Genomic DNA, 17,748 nt, shown 5'->3' on the forward strand with positions numbered 1-17,748 from the left:
TGGGAATGTGGCGTCAATCCAGATCGCTGGCCTGATGCCGCTCGGAAACCTGGCTCGCCTCGTCACCCCAGGTGCGATTGACGCGCTGGCCACGCTTCACCGCAGGGCGTTGGGCGATGTCTTCGGCCCAGCGCTGCACGTGTTTGTAGTCCTGAGCCGATAGAAATTCGGCGGCCGAATACACGTTGTTGCGCACCAGTTGGCCGTACCACGGCCAGACCGCGATGTCGGCGATGGTGTAGCTGTCGCCGGCCAGATAGCGGCTTTCCTTGAGGCGTCGGTCGAGTACATCGAGCTGACGCTTGGTTTCCATGGTGAAGCGGTTGATCGGGTATTCAAGCTTCTCCGGCGCATACGCATAGAAGTGCCCAAAGCCGCCGCCCAGATACGGCGCAGAGCCCATCTGCCAGAACAACCAGTTCAGGGTTTCCGTGCGGCCAGCCGGGTCTTTGGGCAGGAAGGCGCCGAATTTTTCCGCCAGATACAGCAGGATCGAACCGGATTCGAACACCCGAATCGGCGGCTGTGCGCTGCGGTCGAGCAGCGCCGGAATCTTCGAGTTCGGATTGATCTCGACAAAACCGCTGGAGAACTGATCGCCCTCGTTGATGCGGATCAGCCACGCGTCGTACTCGGCCTCGGTGTGCCCCAGTGCGAGCAATTCTTCCAGCAGGATGGTCACCTTGACGCCATTGGGTGTCGCCAGTGAATACAGCTGCAGCGGGTGTTTGCCCACTGGCAGGGTCTTTTCATGCGTCGGCCCGGCAATCGGGCGATTGATGCTGGCGAAATGTCCGCCGGACGGCGCTTCGTGTTTCCAGACCTTGGGCGGAGCGTAGGGCGCTTTACTCATGAAATGGGCCTCATGGTGAACTTGCCGAGAATGACCTGACGGATATCAGACACGACAGCATAAACGCTCTAGCTCAAGACTGCGCAACCCCCGGAATGATCAAACACGCCGCCAGCCCCATCAGCGCAATCCCGATGAACTTGTCGAGGAGCCGCTGTTTTTCCAGCAGGCGACGGCGTAACCGTTCAGAGGAGAAAAACAGCGCAACCAGACTGAACCACAGCCAATGAATGACCGACATGAACAAGCCATAGGCGAAGTTCACCATCAGTGAACTGCCTGGCTCCACCACCTGGCTGTAGGCCGCCACAACGAACAACATGGTTTTCGGATTCAGTGCATTGGTCAGAAAACCTGAGCAGAACACCTTCCAGGCGCGGGGTGCCGAAGCGCTCGCATCGGTAAATGTCAGCACCGATTGATTGGTAAAGGATTTGATGCCCAGAAAGATCAGGTATGCGGCGCCCAACAGCTTCATCATCCAGAACAGCAGTGGCGACTGGGTGATGATCAGCGCCACCCCGAACACCGTGTAGAACAGATGAACCTGCACGCCACAAGCGATGCCCAGCGCAGCGAGCAAACCACTGCGTCGGCCGTAGGCATAGCTGTTGCGAGTGACCATGGCAAAGTCCGGGCCGGGACTGATCACCGCCAGAGCAGTGATGGCGATTACCAGAAACAATTCATTCATGCCTACGCTCCATCGCGTCATTTGCGCTACTTGATTTCACAGATGCACTGTCCGAAGTCATTCTTGAAAAAGTTTGGAAGGATGCGGCAGGCTCCGAGTAGCGCCATGATGGGGAATTGTCACTGGCAAAAAAAACGATTTATAGTCGCGAAAATCTGTGAGAAATCATCGTCTATATGAACCTGCCTCCGCTGGCTGCCTTTCGCTTCTTCAACACCGCCGCCCAGACCCAGAGTTTCGTCAAGGCTGCCGAACTGCTGCACGTCACCCACGGCGCGGTCAGCCGCCAGGTGCGTTTGCTGGAGGAGGCGATCGGGGTCGAGTTGTTTGAACGGCGTAACCGCGCGATCTTTCTCAACCACGCCGGGCGCTTGCTGTTCAATGTCACCGCGCCGATGTTCGAGCAGTTGCAGAGCACGGTTTATCGTCTGCAACGCGAAGTCCACGATGACGTGTTGGTGGTGTCCTGCGAGCCGACCATCGCCATGAAATGGCTGATCCCGCGTCTGCCCGACTTCCACAGCGCGCATCCACAGTTGCAAGTGCAATTGCTGACGGCCGGCGGGCCGATCGACTTCGCTCGTTCAGGCGTGGATCTGGCGATCCGCCGTGACGATTTCCATTGGGACGAAACCGTGCACGGCGTGACCCTTTGTGAAGAGTGGATCGGCCCGGTCTGCGTGCCGTCCAGTCGACCTGACGGTGATCATTTGCGTGGCGCCTGCCTGCTGCACAGCAAGACGCGCCCGCAGGCGTGGGACAACTGGATACGACTGGCTGGCATGAATGCATCGGATGTCAGTCGGGTCGATTACGAGCATTTCTACCTGTGCATTCAGGCCGCGCTGGCCGGGCTGGGCGTCGGTATGGCGTCGTTTCTGATGGTGCAGGACGAACTCAAGTCCGGCCAGTTGATCTCGCCGTTCGGCTTTGTGCGGGACGGTTCGAGCTATTGCCTGCTGTCACCGCGACCCTTCGAACAGAGCGCCAATGCCATGATTTTTCGCGAGTGGATTGCCCGGCAGATGAGCGCGTGCAGCCCACCGCTCGTGGATGATCTGAAGCCTTGACGACAGAGGGGCTGCAGTCAATGGGTCAGGCGTCATCGCCGCTCGTTCCTGCATGCACCAAAAACAACATCAGAAGATCGCAGCCTTCGGCAGCTCCTACAGGGAGCGGTTCGGCAATGCCGTCGGGCAAAAACAATCGAAACTTCGCGCGCTCCCAAGCTGTCCAGACCCATGTACCGCCCGGCGGATGTCTCGCCGGGCAGGCTTCATGCATCGGTGACAGGCGAGGAACGAGATGACGACGACAGTGGGAGATTTTCTGGTTGAGCGGCTCAGCCAATGGGGCGTCACGCGGATTTTTGGTTATCCGGGAGACGGCATCAATGGTGTGTTCGGCGCGCTCGCCCGAGCCAATGGCAAGATCGAATTCGTTCAGGCCCGACACGAAGAAATGGCCGCGTTCATGGCGTCGGCCCACGCCAAATTCACGGGCGAACTGGGCGTGTGCATCGCCACGTCGGGGCCCGGCGCTTCGCACCTGATCACCGGTCTGTACGACGCGCGCATGGATCACCAGCCGGTATTGGCAATTGTCGGTCAGCAGGCGCGGACGGCGCTCGGCAGTCATTACCAGCAGGAGCTGGATCTGGTCTCGATGTTCAAGGACGTGGCCGGGGCCTTTGTACAGCAGGCGTCGGCGCCGTCGCAGGTGCGTCATCTGCTCGATCGTGCCGTGCGCACGGCGGTTGGCGAGCGGCGGGTGACGGCGATCATTCTGCCCAATGATTTGCAGGATCTTGCGTACGAGCCACCGGCGCGGGCACACGGCACTGCGCATTCCGGCGTCGGATACACCAAGCCGAAAGTGCTGCCCTACGAGGCGGATCTGCAGCGCGCTGCCGACGTTTTGAACAGCGGTGAAAAAGTCGCGATTCTGGTCGGCGCTGGCGCGTTGCAAGCGACGGATGAAGTGATCGCCATCGCGGAAAAACTCGGTGCTGGCGTGGCCAAGGCGTTACTTGGCAAGGCCGCGCTGCCGGACGATTTGCCGTGGGTCACCGGCAGTATCGGCCTGCTGGGCACCGAGCCGAGCTACAAGATGATGAGCGAGTGCGACACTTTGTTGATGATCGGCTCGGGTTTTCCCTATGCCGAATTTCTGCCCGAGGAAGGTCAGGCGCGCGGCGTGCAGATCGACCTGCAGCCAGACATGCTCAGCCTGCGTTATCCAATGGAGGTCAATCTGGTCGGTGACTCCGCCGAAACCCTCGCTGCGCTGCTGCCGTTGCTCGAACAGAAGACCTCGCACAAGTGGCGCAAAAAGATCGAGGGCTGGCGCGGCAGTTGGGAGAAAACCCTGGAAAAGCGTGCGATGGCCAAAGCCGATCCGATCAATCCGCAGCGGGTGGTGTATGAGCTGTCACCGCGCCTGCCGGAGCAGGCGATCATCACCAGCGACTCGGGTTCCTGCGCCAACTGGTACGCCCGTGACCTGAAGATTCGCCGCGGCATGCAATGTTCGCTGTCCGGTGGCCTGGCCTCGATGGGCGCTGCCGTGCCGTATGCGATCGCCGCCAAGTTTGCCCATCCCGAGCGCGCGGTGATTGCGCTGGTGGGTGATGGCGCGATGCAGATGAACAACATGGCCGAACTGATCACCGTTGCCAAATACTGGCGCCAATGGAGTAGCCCGAAATGGATCTGCGCGGTGTTCAACAACGAGGATCTGAATCAGGTCACCTGGGAGCAGCGGGTGATGGAAGGCGATCCGAAGTTCGAAGCCTCGCAGAGCATTCCCGATGTGCCGTATCACCTGTTCGCCATTTCCATCGGCCTGAAAGGGATTTTCGTCGACCGCGACGAGGACGTCGCTGCCGCCTGGGAGCAGGCGCTGGCCTCGGACGTGCCGGTGCTGATCGAGTTCAAGACCGACCCCAACGTGCCGCCGTTGCCGCCGCACATCAAGCTCGAACAGGCAAAAAAATTCGCCACCACTTTGCTCAAGGGTGACCCCGACGAAGCGGGCGTGATTGTGCAAGCCGCCAAGCAGGTGCTGGCCAGCGTCCTCCCCGGCAAAAAATAGTCGTGCAGGCGCTTCGTCGTGTCCCAAATCTGTGAGCGCCGCAGAACTCTGTGGGAGCGAGCTTGCTCGCGAAAGCGTTGTGTCAGGTGCAGCGATTGTGGAGGTGCCGACGCCTTCGCTGGCAAGCCAGCTCCCACAGGTATTTCGCCGTGTCCTGAATCTGTGAACGAAGACTGTGGAGATTTTCATGGGTGAAGCAGCGAAGGGTTATTTTTGATGTTCATCGGTTGCGCAGGCTGGAGTCTGGGGCGTGAATTTTGGCCAGAGTTTCCGGCCGAGGGCACGCATCTGCAGCGCTACGCGGCGCGGTTCAACGGCGTGGAAATCAACAGCTCGTTTTATCGTCCGCATCGGCGTCAGACCTATGCGCGTTGGGCGGATTCGGTGCCGCCTGGCTTTCGTTTTTCGGTGAAGGTGCCAAAGCAGATCACGCATGAATGGCGTCTGCGGGACTGTGATCAAGCGCTGGACGAGTTTCTCGGGCAGTGCGAGGGCCTGGCTGACCGGTTGGGATGTTTGCTGGTGCAACTACCGCCGTCGCTGGCCTTTGAGCCGGCAAGTGCAGAGGCGTTTTTTGTGGCGTTGCGCCAACGCTTCGCCGGTGCCGTGGTGCTTGAGCCACGGCATGAGTCATGGGTGGCGGCGCCGCCGATGCTGCAGGCGTATCGGATTGCCCAGGCCGTGGTCGATCCGTCGCGGATCAGTATCGATGGTTCGGCGCAAGGCTGGGCAGGTGTGTGTTATTGGCGATTGCACGGTTCGCCACGCATCTACCACAGCGCCTACAACGGGCGTTATCTGCAAGCGCTGGCAGAGCAGATGCAGGTCGCGGCAGCAGAGGGCGCCGCGGTCTGGTGCATCTTCGACAACACCGCCAGTGGTGCCGCGCTGGGTAACGCGTTGGCACTGGCAGCGTTGATGGCGGATTGAGCCAGGCGGACACGTCGTCGCAGACGATCGTCGCGCCGATGATCGTCAGCGGTTGAGGAAGGCCAATAGATCCTCATTCAGCGCCTCGGCGTGCGTCACGGCAAAACCATGGGGCGCGCCGGCGTAGACTTTCAGCTCGGCGCCCTTGATCAGCGCGGCGGCCTGCTTGCCGGTGGTTTCAAACGGCACGATTTGATCGCCGTCGCCATGGATCACCAGGGTCGGCACGTCGATCTTCGTCATGTCCGGGCGGAAGTCGGTTTGCGAGAACGCGGTGACGCAATCCACGGTGCCTTTGAGCGAGGCGAGCAGGGCGACGTTCAGGGTTTGCGTAAGCACGCCGTCGGAGACTTTCTGGCCCTGATTGGTCCCGTAGAACGGCGCGGCGAAGTCCGCGATGAATTGCGCACGATCCTTGAGCAGACCGGCCTTGATTCCGTCGAACACCGAAGTGTCGACGCCTTGCGGATAGTCGGCCTTCTTGCCGAACAGTGGCGTCACCGCGCCGAGCAGCACCAGCCCGGCAACGCGCTCGCTGCCGTGGCGGGCGATGTAGCGGCTGACGTCGCCGCCGCCCATGGAGAAACCGACCAGCGTGACGTCGCGCAGGTCGAGGTGTTTGATCAGTTGCGCGATGTCGTCGGCAAAGGTGTCGTAGTCATAGCCGTTCCACGGTTGATCGGAGCGCCCGAAACCACGGCGGTCGAAGGCAATCGTGCGGTAGCCGCGACTGCTCAGGTACTCCATCTGGTATTCCCACATATCGGCATCCAGTGGCCAGCCATGGCTGAACAACACGGGTTTGCCACTGCCCCAGTCCTTGAAATAGATCTGTGTGCCGTCATCGGTAGTGAATGTGCTCATGGAAACTCCTTGCTGTGGGCGATCGTTCAGGAAGGCCGGATACCGCAATGGCCGCCAGTTACTATCGGCGCAAATCGTTGCTGTCACTTGTACGCAAGTGCTGAATTGCCAAGGCGGGTGGTGTGGTTCTTTTCCACTGTCACAGTTGTAAGATGCAACCACACGCTGGATTTGACGGAGAAACACCCTGTGAAGCGCAAAAGCCTGCACGGCAACGCCTGCCCGGTCGCCCGTACGCTGGACCTGATCGGCGACTGGTGGTCGCTGCTGATCATCCGCGATGCGCTGGAGGGCATTCGCCGCTTCAGTGATTTTCAGAAGAATCTGGACATCGCCAAGAACATGCTCAGCGCTCGGCTCAAGGCCTTGGTGGAGCAGGGGATCCTGCAAACCGTGCCGGCCGCCGATGGCGGTGCCTATAAGGAATACGTGCTGACCGAACGCGGCAAGGCCTTGCAGACGGTGATCGTTGCGCTGTCGCAGTGGGGCGGCGAGCACCTGTATGCGCCGGGTGAGCCGGGTTCGGTGATGGTTGACGCGCAGCAGCGGCAGCCGATCAGGAAGCTGGAGTTGCAGGCGGCTGATGGCCGTGCGCTGGGGGCCGGCGAGGTGTCGACGAAACTCGGCGTGGTGCACTGATTGAAGGTTTAAATGCAAACGCCCCGACACAGCGTTGGGGCGTTTGTTTGTTCGGTTTCAACCTGTAGGGTCCTTAGCGAAACGCCGGCACCACATGCTTGATGAACAACTCCAGCGACTTCTTCTTCTCCGCATGCGGCAGACTGTTGTCACACCAGAAACTGAACTCATCCACCCCCAGTTCCTGGTAGTACTTGATGCGCGGAATGATCTCCTCTGGCGTACCGATCATCGCCGTCTTGTGCAAACTCTCCAGCTCAAACTCCGGACGCCCGGCAAACTTCTCTTCCGGGCTCGGAGCGAGGAAGCCGTTGACCGGTACTTCCTTGTTGCCAAACCACGCATCGAAGGTGCGATAGAACCGTGAGATGGCTTTGGCGCCGACTTTCCAGCCGTCCGGATCGTCCGCCGAGTGCACGTGGGTGTGGCGCAACACCATCAGTTGCGGGCGCGGGACGTCGGGGTTGTTGTCCAGTGCGGCCTGGAACTTGTTCTTCAGGTCGACGACTTCTTCGTCGCCTTTCATAAGCGGCGTGACCATCACGTTGCAGCCGTTGGCCACGGCGAAGTTGTGCGAGTCGGGGTCGCGGGCGGCGATCCACATCGGTGGGTTGGGCTTCTGAATCGGCTTCGGCACGCTGGTCGAGGTCGGGAATTTCCAGATGTCGCCGTCGTGGGCGTAGTCGCCTTGCCACAGGGCGCGGACCACCGGAACCATTTCGCGCAGGGCCTGACCGCCGCTGGAGGCGGGCATGCCGCCGGCCATGCGATCGAATTCGACCTGATAGGCGCCGCGCGCCAGGCCGACTTCCATGCGGCCGTTACTGATGACGTCGAGCAGGGCGCATTCACCGGCCACCCGCAGCGGGTGCCAGAACGGCGCGATGATGGTGCCGGCGCCCAGGTGAATGGTGGTGGTTTTGGCGGCGAGGTAGGCCAGCAGCGGCATCGGGCTCGGCGAGATGGTGTATTCCATCGCGTGGTGTTCGCCGATCCACACGGTGCTGAAACCGCCGGCCTCGGCCATCAGGGTCAGTTCGGTCAGGTCTTCGAACAGTTGGCGGTGGCTGACGCTTTCGTCCCAGCGTTCCATGTGGATGAACAGGGAAAATTTCATGACGCTTCCTCGGATCTTTTATTGTTGAGGCTACAAAGCTGTGTGGGAGGGCTGAAATCTTGCTCAGGCCAGAACGGGCAGGGCGCCCATCTTGCCGTGGCAATACACCAGCGGCCCGGTGTGCTGTTCCGGGACGATCAGGTTCTTCACCGCGCCGACCATGATCGCGTGGTCGCCGCCTTCGTATTCGCGCCACAACTCACACTCGATGATAGCCGTCGCGTTGGCCAGGATCGGGTTGCCCAACTCGCTCAATGTCCACTCGATGCCTTGCGCTTTGTCCTTGCCTTTACGGGCGAAGGCGTAGGCTTCGCTCTGTTGGCCGCCAGAGAGGACGTGGATCGCGAAGCGTTTGTTCTTGATCAGCACGGGATAAGAATCGGAGCTGTAGTTGGGGCAGAACAGCACCAGGGCCGGGTCCATCGACAGTGAACTGAAGGCGCTGGCGGTGAGGCCGACGATCTGGCCGTCATCGTCCAGCGTGGTGATGACAGTGACGCCGGACGGAAACGAGCCCATGACTTGTTTGTAGATGGCAGCATCGATCATTGGACGATCCTCGGGTGTTGTGACGCGATTTTTATGTATTTGTTGGTCTGATGGTATACCAGTATTTTTTCTTTGCAAGGGCTTTTGGGCTGAACCGATAAACGTGGTGCTTTCGTCGGAAACTCAGCGTTTATTGGGCTTTAGGCTGGCCTGCAGGCCGCAGTATCAGTGAGGATGGCGCATCAGATAGCGTCGTAAAATACGGATCAGTCTTGTGAAATGTTTGGAATACCATAATATGGTCTGCATCTGAGGGGCGGCCGCAGAGTCCCCCCGGTTTGGCTTCATACAAAGATAAGAACAGACAAACTCGAGTTCATGCATATGTCCCAGATGTCCCGGCAAGATCCGTTGATCGAGAATCACACGGTCGACTACGTCCCACTCGCGGAACGCCACGGGAAGGCCCGCGACCTTTTCACCTTATGGTTCAGCACCAACATTGCGCCACTGCCCATCGTCACCGGCGCCATGGTGGTTCAGGTATTCCATCTCGACTTGCTCTGGGGGCTGCTGGCGATTGCGCTGGGGCACCTGATCGGCGGCGTGGTGATCGCACTGGCCTCGGCGCAGGGGCCGCGCATGGGCATTCCACAAATGGTTCAGAGCCGTGGCCAGTTCGGGCGTTACGGCGCATTGTTGATCGTGTTTTTTGCGGCGCTGATCTACATCGGCTTCTTCATTTCCAACATCGTGCTTGCCGGTAAATCGATTGTCGGCATTGCGCCGTCGGTACCGGCGCCGCTGAGCATTCTGATTGGCGCACTGGCGGCCACGGCGATTGGCGTGATCGGCTACAACTTCATTCACACACTGAACCGCATCGGCACCTGGGTGATGGGCAGCGCGCTGCTCGCCGGTTTCATCTACATCTTCGCCCACGACTTGCCGGCAGACTTCCTGACGCGCGGCAGCTTCAACTTGTCGGGCTGGCTGGCGACGGTGTCGCTGGGGATCATCTGGCAGATCAGCTTCTCGCCGTACGTGTCCGATTACTCGCGTTATCTGCCGGCAGATATCGGCATCGCCAAACCGTTCTGGGCCACTTATCTGGGCGCGACGCTGGGCACGATTCTGTCATTCAGCTTTGGTGCCGTGGCGGTTCTGGCGACGCCGGAAGGCACCGAGGCGATGGCGGCGGTCAAGCAGTCCACCGGTTGGCTGGGACCGATTCTGATGGTGTTGTTCCTGCTCAATATCATTAGCCACAACGCGCTGAATCTGTACGGCGCGGTGCTGTCGATCATCACCTCGATCCAGACCTTCGCCAGCCAGTGGACGCCGAGCATCAAGGTGCGTGTAACGTTGTCGAGCATGGTGCTGGCGGCTTGCTGCGTGGTAGCGCTGGGTGCCTCGGCGGATTTCATTTCGCAGTTCATCGGGCTGATTCTGGCGTTGCTGCTGGTGCTGGTGCCGTGGGCGTCGATCAATCTGATCGACTTCTACCTGATCAAGCGCGGCAGCTATGACATCAGCTCGATTTTCCGCGCGGACGGCGGCATTTACGGGCGCTTCAATCTGCACGCGATCATTGCCTATTTCATCGGGATCATTGTGCAACTGCCGTTCGCCAATACGTCGCTGTACGTCGGGCCGTACGCCAATCTGGTCGACGGTGCAGATCTGTCGTGGCTGTTCGGCCTGGTGGTGACGGTGCCGTTGTATTACTGCCTCGCCACGCGCGGGCAGACCCGGCAGAGCAGGGTGGCGCGGTTGAGTTATACCGACTGACCGATCATCAATAATACTGTGGCGAGGAGCTTGCTCCCGCCGGGCCGCGCAGCGGACCTCGCTCTTCGATTTAGAAAAGCAGGGCCTGCTGCGCAGTCCAGCGGGAGCAAGCTCCCTCGCCACAAATGATGTTTCCTTAGCCCTTGTGCATTCCAGTGGTCATTCAAATTGGCCATTTCGATCCCCTTTTGGCCCATCCCCCACTGTGCCGCGACCCCGCGGTCGGCAAGAATCAAAGTCATAACTAAACGCTGGACTTTGCTTGCCCTTGGCTACCTTTACAGCCGCTGCCGTGTACAGAACATAAAAACCATCGATCTCACGTCGCATTCCGGGGAAACAACCATGGTCACGATGAAACGCATTCTGGGTGCCACCGTGTGTGGGCTGACGCTGCTGGCCAGCGCGGTACACGCCGAACAGCGCGAGCTGCGGGTCTACAACTGGGCGGATTACATCCTGCCGTCGGTGCCCAAGGATTTTGCCGCGAAGACCGGCATCAAAGTGACCTGGGACACCTTCGACACCAACGAATCGCTGGAGGCCAAGTTGCTCACCGGCAACTCCGGTTACGACCTGGTGGTGCCGTCGAACCAGTTCATCGACACCCAGATCAAGGCCGGCGTGTTCCAGAAACTCGACAAGTCGAAACTGCCGAACTGGAGTCACCAGGATCCGGCGCTGCTCAAACTGCTCGACGCTAATGACCCTGGCAACCAGTATGGCGTGCCCTACATGTACGGCACGGTGCTGATCGGTTTCAACCCGGCCAAGGTCAAGGCAGCGCTCGGCGACAACGCGCCGGTGGACAGCTGGGATCTGGTGTTCAAGCCGGAAAACATGGAGAAGCTCAAATCCTGCGGCGTGGCGATGCTCGATTCGCCGTCGGAAATTCTGCCGCTGGCCCTGCATTACCTCGGCCTCGACCCGAACAGCCAGAACCCGGCCGACTATGAAAAGGCCAAGGACCTGATGCTGAAGATTCGTCCGTACGTGACCTACTTCAACTCGGCCAAGTACATGACCGACATCGCCAACGGCGATATCTGCGTGGCCATCGGTTACTCCGGCAGCTTCTATCAGTTCGGTAACCGTGCGAAAGAGGCGGGCAATGGTGTGGTGGTCGACTGGCGCTTGCCGAAGGAAGGTGCGCCGATCTGGTTTGATACCTTCGCCATTCCAAAGAGCGCGAAGAATGTCGAAGAGGCCCACGAATTCCTCAACACCTTGCTCGATCCAAAAGTCATTGCGCCGATCAGCGACTTCCTCGGCTACCCGAACGTCAACAAGGACTCGATGCCGCTGGTGAACAAAGACATCACCGCCAACCCGAACCTGACGCCAACGCCTGAAGCCCTGAAAACCCTCTACGTGGTCCAGCCACTGCCGCAAAAACTCGAACGCGTACGCACCCGGGTGTGGACCAGCATCAAGTCCGACAAGTAACCACGCCCCTGTAGGAGCTGCCGCAGGCTGCGATCTTTTTTAAAGCAAAATCAAAAGATCGCAGCCTGCGGCAGCGCCTACAGGGATTGGGTTTGGTCTTCCTTGCGGGTGACGATCAGGCTCAACACCACTGAGCCCAGAATCACCCCGCCGACCACCGCCAGCGACCATTCCACCGGCATGTGAAACCACGGCATCAGCGTCATTTTGCCGCCGATGAACACCAGCACGATCGCCAGTCCGTACTTGAGCAGATGAAAGCGGTCGGCCATGTCTGCCAGCAGGAAATACAACGCCCGCAGTCCCATGATCGCGAAGATGTTCGAGGTGAACACGATGAACGGATCGGTAGTGACCGCGAAGATCGCCGGGATGCTATCGACCGCAAACATCAGGTCGCTGGCCTCGATCAGCACCAGTACCAGAAACATCGGCGTGGCCCAGCGCACGCCGTTCTGCAGCACGAAAAAGCGCTCGCCATGAAAGCCCTGAGTGATTCGCATGTGTCCGCGCACCCAGCGCAGCAGCGGGTTTTTGTCGAGATCAGGTTGCTGCTCGGCAAACATCAGCATCTTGATCCCGGTGATGATCAAGAACACCCCGAAGGCATACAACAGCCACTCGAACTGCGACACCAGCCACACCCCGGCAAAGATCATCGCCGCGCGCATCACGATCGCCCCGAGCACGCCATACAGCAGCACCCGGCGTTGCAGTTCCGGCGGCACCGCGAAGTAGCTGAAGATCATCACGAAGACGAACATGTTGTCGATCGACAGCGACTGTTCGATCAGATAACCGGTGAGGAATTCCAGGGTCTTGCGCTGGGCAATGTCGGCGCCGAACTCGCCGTGCAGATGCCACCAGAGCAACCCGGCGAAAGCCATCGCCAGTGCGCACCAGGCGATCACCCAACAGGACGCTTCCCGCACTGAAACGCGGTGTGCCTTGCGTCCGCCAAAAACGAACAGGTCCAGTGCAAGCATGGCGAGGACGAAGACGATAAACGCGCCCCACATCCATGGTTCGCCGATGTTGATATTGTCAGTTGGCATGGCGGGCTCCCTGGCTTTATGTCGTTGGAGATAGACCGGGACATGCTAGCGAGGAGTGAGTGCCAAGGAAAAATCGTATATTCCTGAGATAAAGTTCGATAAAAACGAAGTGTCTGGCGTTTTTTTTCAGCAGGCGTCTTTGCAATGGCAAGCGGCATTGATGCGTGACTGCGAGAGAAATTTCAACGTGAGTTAATTTGAAAGGTGGAGCTGCCAAACACTGCGGGCAGGCACTTACCCGTTTGGCATTGATGTGTGTTTGCAACCAGCTTTCCTATTGCTGAAAGTTTTAAAGAGGGCCCGTCGCCAGTAGTGCTAAGCTGCCATCTACGTTGTAGGTTGTATCCTCGAACTCTATTTGGAATTTAAACTCTGCGTATATTGATTGTTCTATGTTGTTTCGAACAAGTTTGATTCTGCCGTTGTCACCATAAAGGAACCCTTGAGTACCAGTGACGTGAGCAAACACAGGGCCTTCTTCGCCTCTCATAAACGTGTATATGCCGCTTTCTAGCTTCTGATCAATGACGATAGTAATTTGGTATAAAGCGTTACCTTTGTGATATCGGCCGATGACACTGACTGTGTCGGGAGCGAAGGAAGCATACATAAACACGTTCGGCTCGAACCTCGGAATGGGCGGAAAATCAGGGGTGAATGTCGCCTTGTAGTATTTATCAAGGGGTTGTTGTTTTACTTTGATGGGTAAAGGCTTCAAATTCTCATCGACGCCAAGTTGTTGTAATAGATTGGCATTGCTCATGGTCTGCGTTCCTTGAGTGATAAGCGATTTCGCGGATTTTCTAAATGGAAAGTCCATCGAGCGAGAACGTTACTCGCGGTCCTGTTCGACCGTTACTGTCAGAACTGTCAGTTGTCAGGCACGGGAGGGTATGTTGAAGGGGGATTGACGCAGAGATGAGCGACAGGCCACTGCTGCCGAGAGCGGATTGAGACCCTTTCGAGCCTCAATCCAACCCTCCTTGTTACTTGCCGGCAGTCAGCGCCGGAGTGCGCGGCGGCACCTGACGCTTGGAGCCGGTCGCCTCGAACGCCGAGGCCAGGCGCAACAGATTCGAGTCATCGTAGGCACGACCGGCGAAGGTCAGGCCGACCGGCATACCGATGTCGGTCATGATCCCCATTGGCACAGTGACGGTCGGCACGCCGAGGTGCCGGATCGCCAGGTTGCCGTTGGCGACCCAGATGCCGTTGCTCCAAGCGATGTCCGCCGATTCCGGATTGATATCGGCATCTGCTGGGCCGACGTCAGCGTTGGTCGGGAACAGCACCGCGTCGAGTTTCAGCGTGTCCATCCAGTCTTCCAGATCGAGCTTGCGGGTCTTTTCCAGGCCGCGCAGGCCGTCCGGCAGAGTCGGGATCTGATCCCACGGGGTGATGCCGCGCTCGGCCATGCGCACGTATTCGTCCATGCCGGCGGCCAGGTCGCCCTCACGGTTGGGCAGGGTGCCGGGGTCGTGCGGGAAGATCTTCGGCCCGTCGACATCGGCCAGACGGTTGAGCTTCGGATCGCCGTTGGCGCGCAGGAAATCGTCGAAGGCCCAGGCCGACAGGTCCCACAGTTCGTGGTGCAGGAACTCCTTGGAGACGATGCCGCGATTGAACACGGTCGGCGCGCCCGGACGGTCGCCTTCGCAGTTGGAGACCAGCGGGAAATCCACTTCGATGACTTCGGCACCGGCCGCTTCCAGAGCCGCGCGGGCCTGTTTCCACAAGTCGATCACCGAGGGGCGGGTGTTGATGCGTTGCCCGGTCGGGCCGCCGATGCCTGGCGCTTCGCTGGTGCCGGCTTCAGGGTCGGCATTGATGTACATCTTCGGCACACCGAGGCGCTTGCCCGCCAGCGCATCGGACTTCACCGCCAGTTCGGCGTAGGACGCCGGGCGCACCGAGGCAACGCTCGGGATCGGCACCCACGGCTGCAGGCGCCACAGGTCGCCACGGGTGTCGGGGTCTTCCGCGACGACCACGTCGAGCACTTCAAGCAGATCGGCCATGGTCCGTGCGTACGGCACCACCACGTCCATGGTCGGCGTCAGTGGCCAGTTGCCGCGTACCGAAATCACGCCGCGCGACGGCGTGTAGGCGCACAAACCGTTGTTCGACGCCGGGCCGCGACCGCTCGACCAGGTTTCTTCCGCCAAGCCGAAGGCCGAGAAACTCGCGGCGGTGGCGGTGCCGGCGCCGTTGGACGATCCGGAGGCAAACGGCGCAGTCAGGTAGGCCGCGTTGTAAGGGCTTTCGGCGCGACCGTAAACACCACGCTGCATGCCGCCATTGGCCATCGGCGGCATGTTGGTCTTGCCTAGGCAGATCGCCCCGGCGGCGCGCAGGCGTTCGATAGTGAATGCATCGCGATGCGCGACCAGATCGGCGAAGGCCGGGCTGCCGGAGGCGGCGGTCAGACCCTTGACCAGATAGCTGTCCTTGGCGGTGTAGGGGATGCCGTCGAGCGGGCCGAGGGTTTCGCCCTTGGCCCGGCGCGCATCGGATGCCTGGGCTTCGGCCAGCGCTTCAGGATTGCGCACCACCACGGCATTCAGTGCGGTGGCGGTGTGCGGGCCGTCATAGGCGTCGATCCGGGCCAGATAGGCCTGCACCAGTTCAACCGCGGTGGTCTGGCCGGCTTCGAGCGCCGCGCGTAATTGAGCAATGGAGACTTCAGTGACTTCGATCATGCTGTTACCGCCGACAGGTTCGCTAAAGGGTTGGGTCATCAGGGTTATCGTCGAAATGCGTGAAGCATTTCGTATGGGCGAAACTCTACCCTGAACTTTGCCGAATGGCATGTGATAATTCGATAAATATCGACAAAAGTCAGCGAAAAAATTCGCCCGGGGTCTCACCAAACTGCTGGCGAAAGGCCGCGATGAACGCCGAGGTCGAGTCATAACCGCAGGCCAGCGCCACGTCGGTGACCCGCTCGCCGCGTTCCAGCGGGGTCAGCGCACCCAACAGACGCAAGCGCTGACGCCAGGCGCGGAAGGTCAGGCCGGTGTCGCGTAAAAACAGTCGGCTGAGGGTTTTCTCGGTGACACCGAATTTTTCGCTCCAATGGTTCAGTGTGGTCTGTTGTTCCGGATGTTGCTCCAGACTTTGATAAATCTGCCGCAGACGGCTGTCCTGCGGCAGCGGCAGCATCAGGTCAATCTGCGGCGCCTCGGCCAGTTGATCGAGGATCACCTGGGCCAGGCGGCCATGCGCGCCGGTCTCGTCGTATTCCACCGGAACCAGACTGAACGCACGAATCAGCTCGCGCAGCAGGTCGCTGACGCCCAATACATGACAACGTTCAAGCGCCCAGCCAGCCACGCTGCAATCGATGTACAGGCTGCGCATTTCCGTGTGCGGCGAGCTGAACACTCGGTGCGGCACGCCCGCCGGAATCCACACCGCGCGCTCCGGTGGCGCGACGAAACGCCCGGCGCTGGTCTGCACTTCGAGCACGCCCTGAATCGCGTACGACAATTGCACCCACGGGTGGCTGTGACGCCGGGTCAGTGCGCGATTGGGCAGCGATTCGGTGCGCCCGTACAGCGGACGGGGCAGGCTGGGCAGGCCGGGAATGCTGCGCCGGAAGCTTTTCTCGTGTCCTTTAGGCGGCATCTGTTGGCTCGTCGGCGTTAGTCGGTAATTTCTGCTCACGTTAGAGTCGCAGTCACGTACTGGCAACCCCCGGATGAACAGACCCATGACCCGACCAAGATTCCTGCCCGACAACTTCACCCTGACCCTGATCGGCGTCGTGCTGCTGGCCAGTTTTCTGCCGGCCAGCGGTCAGGTCGCGGTCGGGTTCGGCTGGCTGACCAACATCGCCATCGCGCTGCTGTTTTTCCTGCATGGCGCCAAGCTCTCGCGTGAGTCGATCATCGCCGGCGCCGGCCACTGGCGCCTGCACCTGTTGGTGTTCGGCCTGACCTTTGTGCTGTTCCCGCTCCTCGGTCTGGCGTTGAAACCGCTGCTGTCACCGCTGATCGGCGACAAGCTGTACATGGGCATGCTCTACCTTTGCGCGTTGCCGGCCACCGTGCAGTCGGCGATTGCTTTCACCTCGCTGGCCCGGGGCAATATTCCGGCGGCGATCTGCAGTGCGGCGGCATCGAGCCTGTTCGGGATCTTCCTGACGCCGTTGCTGGTGACGCTGCTGCTGAACGTGCACGGTGACGGCGGTTCGACCGTCGATGCGATTCTGAAGATCAGCGTGCAACTGCTGCTGCCGTTCATTGCCGGGCAGATCGCTCGGCGCTGGATCGGCGCGTGGGTCGGCCGCAACAAAAACTGGCTGAAGTTTGTCGATCAGGGTTCGATTCTGCTGGTGGTGTATGGCGCGTTCAGCGAGGCGGTCAACGAAGGTATCTGGCATCAGATTCCGCTGGTCGATCTGCTGGGGCTGGTGGTGGTCTGCTGCATTCTGCTGGCGCTGGTGCTGCTGGCGTCGACCTTGCTGGGCAAGGCGTTCGGTTTCAGCCAGGAAGACCGTATCACCATTCTGTTCTGCGGTTCGAAGAAGAGTCTGGCCACTGGCGTGCCGATGGCGCAGGTGTTGTTTGCCGGCAGCACGATTGGCGTGTTGATCCTGCCGCTGATGCTGTTCCATCAGATTCAATTGATGGTCTGCGCTGTGCTGGCGCAGCGTTACGCGAAACGGCCAGAGTCGGTGCCGGAGTTGATGGCGCAGGTTGATCCGTAAAACACCGCTTCCCCTGTAGGAGTTGCCGCAGGCTGCGATCTTTTGATTTTAAAAGATCGCAGTCTG

16 protein-coding genes are annotated in these 17,748 nt (G+C 59.9%); 7 read left to right on the top strand and 9 right to left on the bottom strand.

The annotated features are described in order from the left end of the window. Positions 1-13: 13 nt before the first annotated feature. Entirely contained in the window at positions 14-853 is an 840-nt protein-coding gene (yghU, locus tag ACM6HV_RS26740; RefSeq protein ID WP_414905710.1) for a glutathione-dependent disulfide-bond oxidoreductase, read from the bottom strand. Between the two features lie 73 nt (positions 854-926). Beyond that, positions 927-1,547: a LysE family translocator gene (locus tag ACM6HV_RS26745; protein WP_414905711.1), complete on the bottom strand. Its 621-nt coding sequence runs from the start codon at positions 1,545-1,547 to the stop codon at positions 927-929. A 176-nt stretch (positions 1,548-1,723) separates the two neighbouring features. Between ACM6HV_RS26745 and ACM6HV_RS26750 the strand changes: the two genes are divergently transcribed. From ACM6HV_RS26750 to ACM6HV_RS26760, 3 genes are all read left to right on the top strand, one after another. After that, complete coding sequence (locus ACM6HV_RS26750) at positions 1,724-2,617, top strand: LysR substrate-binding domain-containing protein (protein WP_414905712.1); 894 nt, start codon at positions 1,724-1,726, stop codon at positions 2,615-2,617. Positions 2,618-2,852: 235 nt separating this feature from the next. Further along, positions 2,853-4,640, top strand: a complete 1,788-nt coding sequence (locus ACM6HV_RS26755) for a thiamine pyrophosphate-requiring protein (RefSeq protein ID WP_414905713.1) — start codon at positions 2,853-2,855, stop codon at positions 4,638-4,640. Positions 4,641-4,856: 216 nt separating this feature from the next. Continuing rightward, positions 4,857-5,570, top strand: coding sequence for a DUF72 domain-containing protein (locus tag ACM6HV_RS26760; RefSeq protein WP_414905714.1), 714 nt, complete (start codon positions 4,857-4,859; stop codon positions 5,568-5,570). A gap of 45 nt (positions 5,571-5,615) precedes the next feature. Here the strand turns inward: ACM6HV_RS26760 and ACM6HV_RS26765 are convergent, their stop codons facing one another. Next, on the bottom strand, positions 5,616-6,434 hold the full coding sequence (locus ACM6HV_RS26765; RefSeq protein ID WP_414905715.1) for an alpha/beta fold hydrolase: 819 nt from the start codon (positions 6,432-6,434) through the stop codon (positions 5,616-5,618). Between the two features lie 189 nt (positions 6,435-6,623). Here ACM6HV_RS26765 and ACM6HV_RS26770 point away from each other — a divergent pair, with 189 nt between their 5' ends. Beyond that, positions 6,624-7,073, top strand: a complete 450-nt coding sequence (locus ACM6HV_RS26770) for a winged helix-turn-helix transcriptional regulator (protein ID WP_145596942.1) — start codon at positions 6,624-6,626, stop codon at positions 7,071-7,073. Positions 7,074-7,146: 73 nt separating this feature from the next. Here the strand turns inward: ACM6HV_RS26770 and ACM6HV_RS26775 are convergent, their stop codons facing one another. Both ACM6HV_RS26775 and ACM6HV_RS26780 read right to left on the bottom strand, forming a co-directional pair. After that, complete coding sequence (locus ACM6HV_RS26775; RefSeq protein ID WP_145596945.1) at positions 7,147-8,190, bottom strand: LLM class flavin-dependent oxidoreductase; 1,044 nt, start codon at positions 8,188-8,190, stop codon at positions 7,147-7,149. A gap of 63 nt (positions 8,191-8,253) precedes the next feature. Further along, on the bottom strand, positions 8,254-8,739 hold the full coding sequence (locus ACM6HV_RS26780) for a flavin reductase family protein (protein ID WP_003225754.1): 486 nt from the start codon (positions 8,737-8,739) through the stop codon (positions 8,254-8,256). A gap of 324 nt (positions 8,740-9,063) precedes the next feature. On the opposite strand from ACM6HV_RS26780, the gene ACM6HV_RS26785 reads away from it, so the two are divergent. Both ACM6HV_RS26785 and ACM6HV_RS26790 read left to right on the top strand, forming a co-directional pair. Further along, on the top strand, positions 9,064-10,470 hold the full coding sequence (locus ACM6HV_RS26785; RefSeq protein WP_414905716.1) for a purine-cytosine permease family protein: 1,407 nt from the start codon (positions 9,064-9,066) through the stop codon (positions 10,468-10,470). 345 nt (positions 10,471-10,815) lie between these two features. Beyond that, entirely contained in the window at positions 10,816-11,916 is a 1,101-nt protein-coding gene (locus ACM6HV_RS26790) for a polyamine ABC transporter substrate-binding protein (protein WP_007960451.1), read from the top strand. 77 nt (positions 11,917-11,993) lie between these two features. Here ACM6HV_RS26790 and ACM6HV_RS26795 read toward each other — a convergent pair whose 3' ends face one another. From ACM6HV_RS26795 to ACM6HV_RS26810, 4 genes are all read right to left on the bottom strand, one after another. Continuing rightward, positions 11,994-12,971 carry a TerC family protein gene (locus ACM6HV_RS26795; RefSeq protein ID WP_414905717.1) on the bottom strand — a complete coding sequence of 326 codons (978 nt, stop codon included), beginning with the start codon at positions 12,969-12,971 and terminating at the stop codon, positions 11,994-11,996. Positions 12,972-13,260: 289 nt separating this feature from the next. Continuing rightward, on the bottom strand, positions 13,261-13,734 hold the full coding sequence (locus ACM6HV_RS26800) for a hypothetical protein (RefSeq protein ID WP_414905718.1): 474 nt from the start codon (positions 13,732-13,734) through the stop codon (positions 13,261-13,263). A gap of 223 nt (positions 13,735-13,957) precedes the next feature. Beyond that, positions 13,958-15,670: an amidase gene (locus tag ACM6HV_RS26805; RefSeq protein ID WP_414905796.1), complete on the bottom strand. Its 1,713-nt coding sequence runs from the start codon at positions 15,668-15,670 to the stop codon at positions 13,958-13,960. 139 nt (positions 15,671-15,809) lie between these two features. Beyond that, the gene (locus ACM6HV_RS26810; protein WP_095136410.1) at positions 15,810-16,598 is read right to left on the bottom strand and encodes an AraC family transcriptional regulator; all 789 of its coding nucleotides are present in this window, start codon (positions 16,596-16,598) and stop codon (positions 15,810-15,812) included. Between the two features lie 85 nt (positions 16,599-16,683). Between ACM6HV_RS26810 and ACM6HV_RS26815 the strand changes: the two genes are divergently transcribed. After that, complete coding sequence (locus ACM6HV_RS26815) at positions 16,684-17,682, top strand: bile acid:sodium symporter family protein (protein ID WP_041062602.1); 999 nt, start codon at positions 16,684-16,686, stop codon at positions 17,680-17,682. The last annotated feature ends 66 nt before the right edge of the window (positions 17,683-17,748 follow it).

Origin of the sequence: Pseudomonas sp. IT-P260 (genome assembly GCF_949768395.1) — a bacterium.
GTDB lineage: Bacteria > Pseudomonadota > Gammaproteobacteria > Pseudomonadales > Pseudomonadaceae > Aquipseudomonas > Aquipseudomonas parakoreensis.

Excerpts from the sequence above, each read along its gene's own strand:
- ACM6HV_RS26780 (WP_003225754.1), bottom strand. The coding sequence starts at position 8,739 with ATGATCGATGCTGCCATCTACAAACAAGTCATGGGCTCGTTTCCGTCC.
- ACM6HV_RS26800 (WP_414905718.1), bottom strand. The coding sequence starts at position 13,734 with ATGAGCAATGCCAATCTATTACAACAACTTGGCGTCGATGAGAATTTG.
- ACM6HV_RS26795 (WP_414905717.1), bottom strand. The coding sequence starts at position 12,971 with ATGCCAACTGACAATATCAACATCGGCGAACCATGGATGTGGGGCGCG.
- yghU (WP_414905710.1), bottom strand. The coding sequence starts at position 853 with ATGAGTAAAGCGCCCTACGCTCCGCCCAAGGTCTGGAAACACGAAGCG.
- ACM6HV_RS26810 (WP_095136410.1), bottom strand. The coding sequence starts at position 16,598 with ATGCCGCCTAAAGGACACGAGAAAAGCTTCCGGCGCAGCATTCCCGGC.
- ACM6HV_RS26790 (WP_007960451.1), top strand. The coding sequence starts at position 10,816 with ATGGTCACGATGAAACGCATTCTGGGTGCCACCGTGTGTGGGCTGACG.
- ACM6HV_RS26765 (WP_414905715.1), bottom strand. The coding sequence starts at position 6,434 with ATGAGCACATTCACTACCGATGACGGCACACAGATCTATTTCAAGGAC.
- ACM6HV_RS26775 (WP_145596945.1), bottom strand. The coding sequence starts at position 8,190 with ATGAAATTTTCCCTGTTCATCCACATGGAACGCTGGGACGAAAGCGTC.
- ACM6HV_RS26745 (WP_414905711.1), bottom strand. The coding sequence starts at position 1,547 with ATGAATGAATTGTTTCTGGTAATCGCCATCACTGCTCTGGCGGTGATC.
- ACM6HV_RS26755 (WP_414905713.1), top strand. The coding sequence starts at position 2,853 with ATGACGACGACAGTGGGAGATTTTCTGGTTGAGCGGCTCAGCCAATGG.
- ACM6HV_RS26750 (WP_414905712.1), top strand. The coding sequence starts at position 1,724 with ATGAACCTGCCTCCGCTGGCTGCCTTTCGCTTCTTCAACACCGCCGCC.
- ACM6HV_RS26805 (WP_414905796.1), bottom strand. The coding sequence starts at position 15,670 with ATGATCGAAGTCACTGAAGTCTCCATTGCTCAATTACGCGCGGCGCTC.
- ACM6HV_RS26815 (WP_041062602.1), top strand. The coding sequence starts at position 16,684 with ATGACCCGACCAAGATTCCTGCCCGACAACTTCACCCTGACCCTGATC.
- ACM6HV_RS26785 (WP_414905716.1), top strand. The coding sequence starts at position 9,064 with ATGTCCCAGATGTCCCGGCAAGATCCGTTGATCGAGAATCACACGGTC.
- ACM6HV_RS26760 (WP_414905714.1), top strand. The coding sequence starts at position 4,857 with ATGTTCATCGGTTGCGCAGGCTGGAGTCTGGGGCGTGAATTTTGGCCA.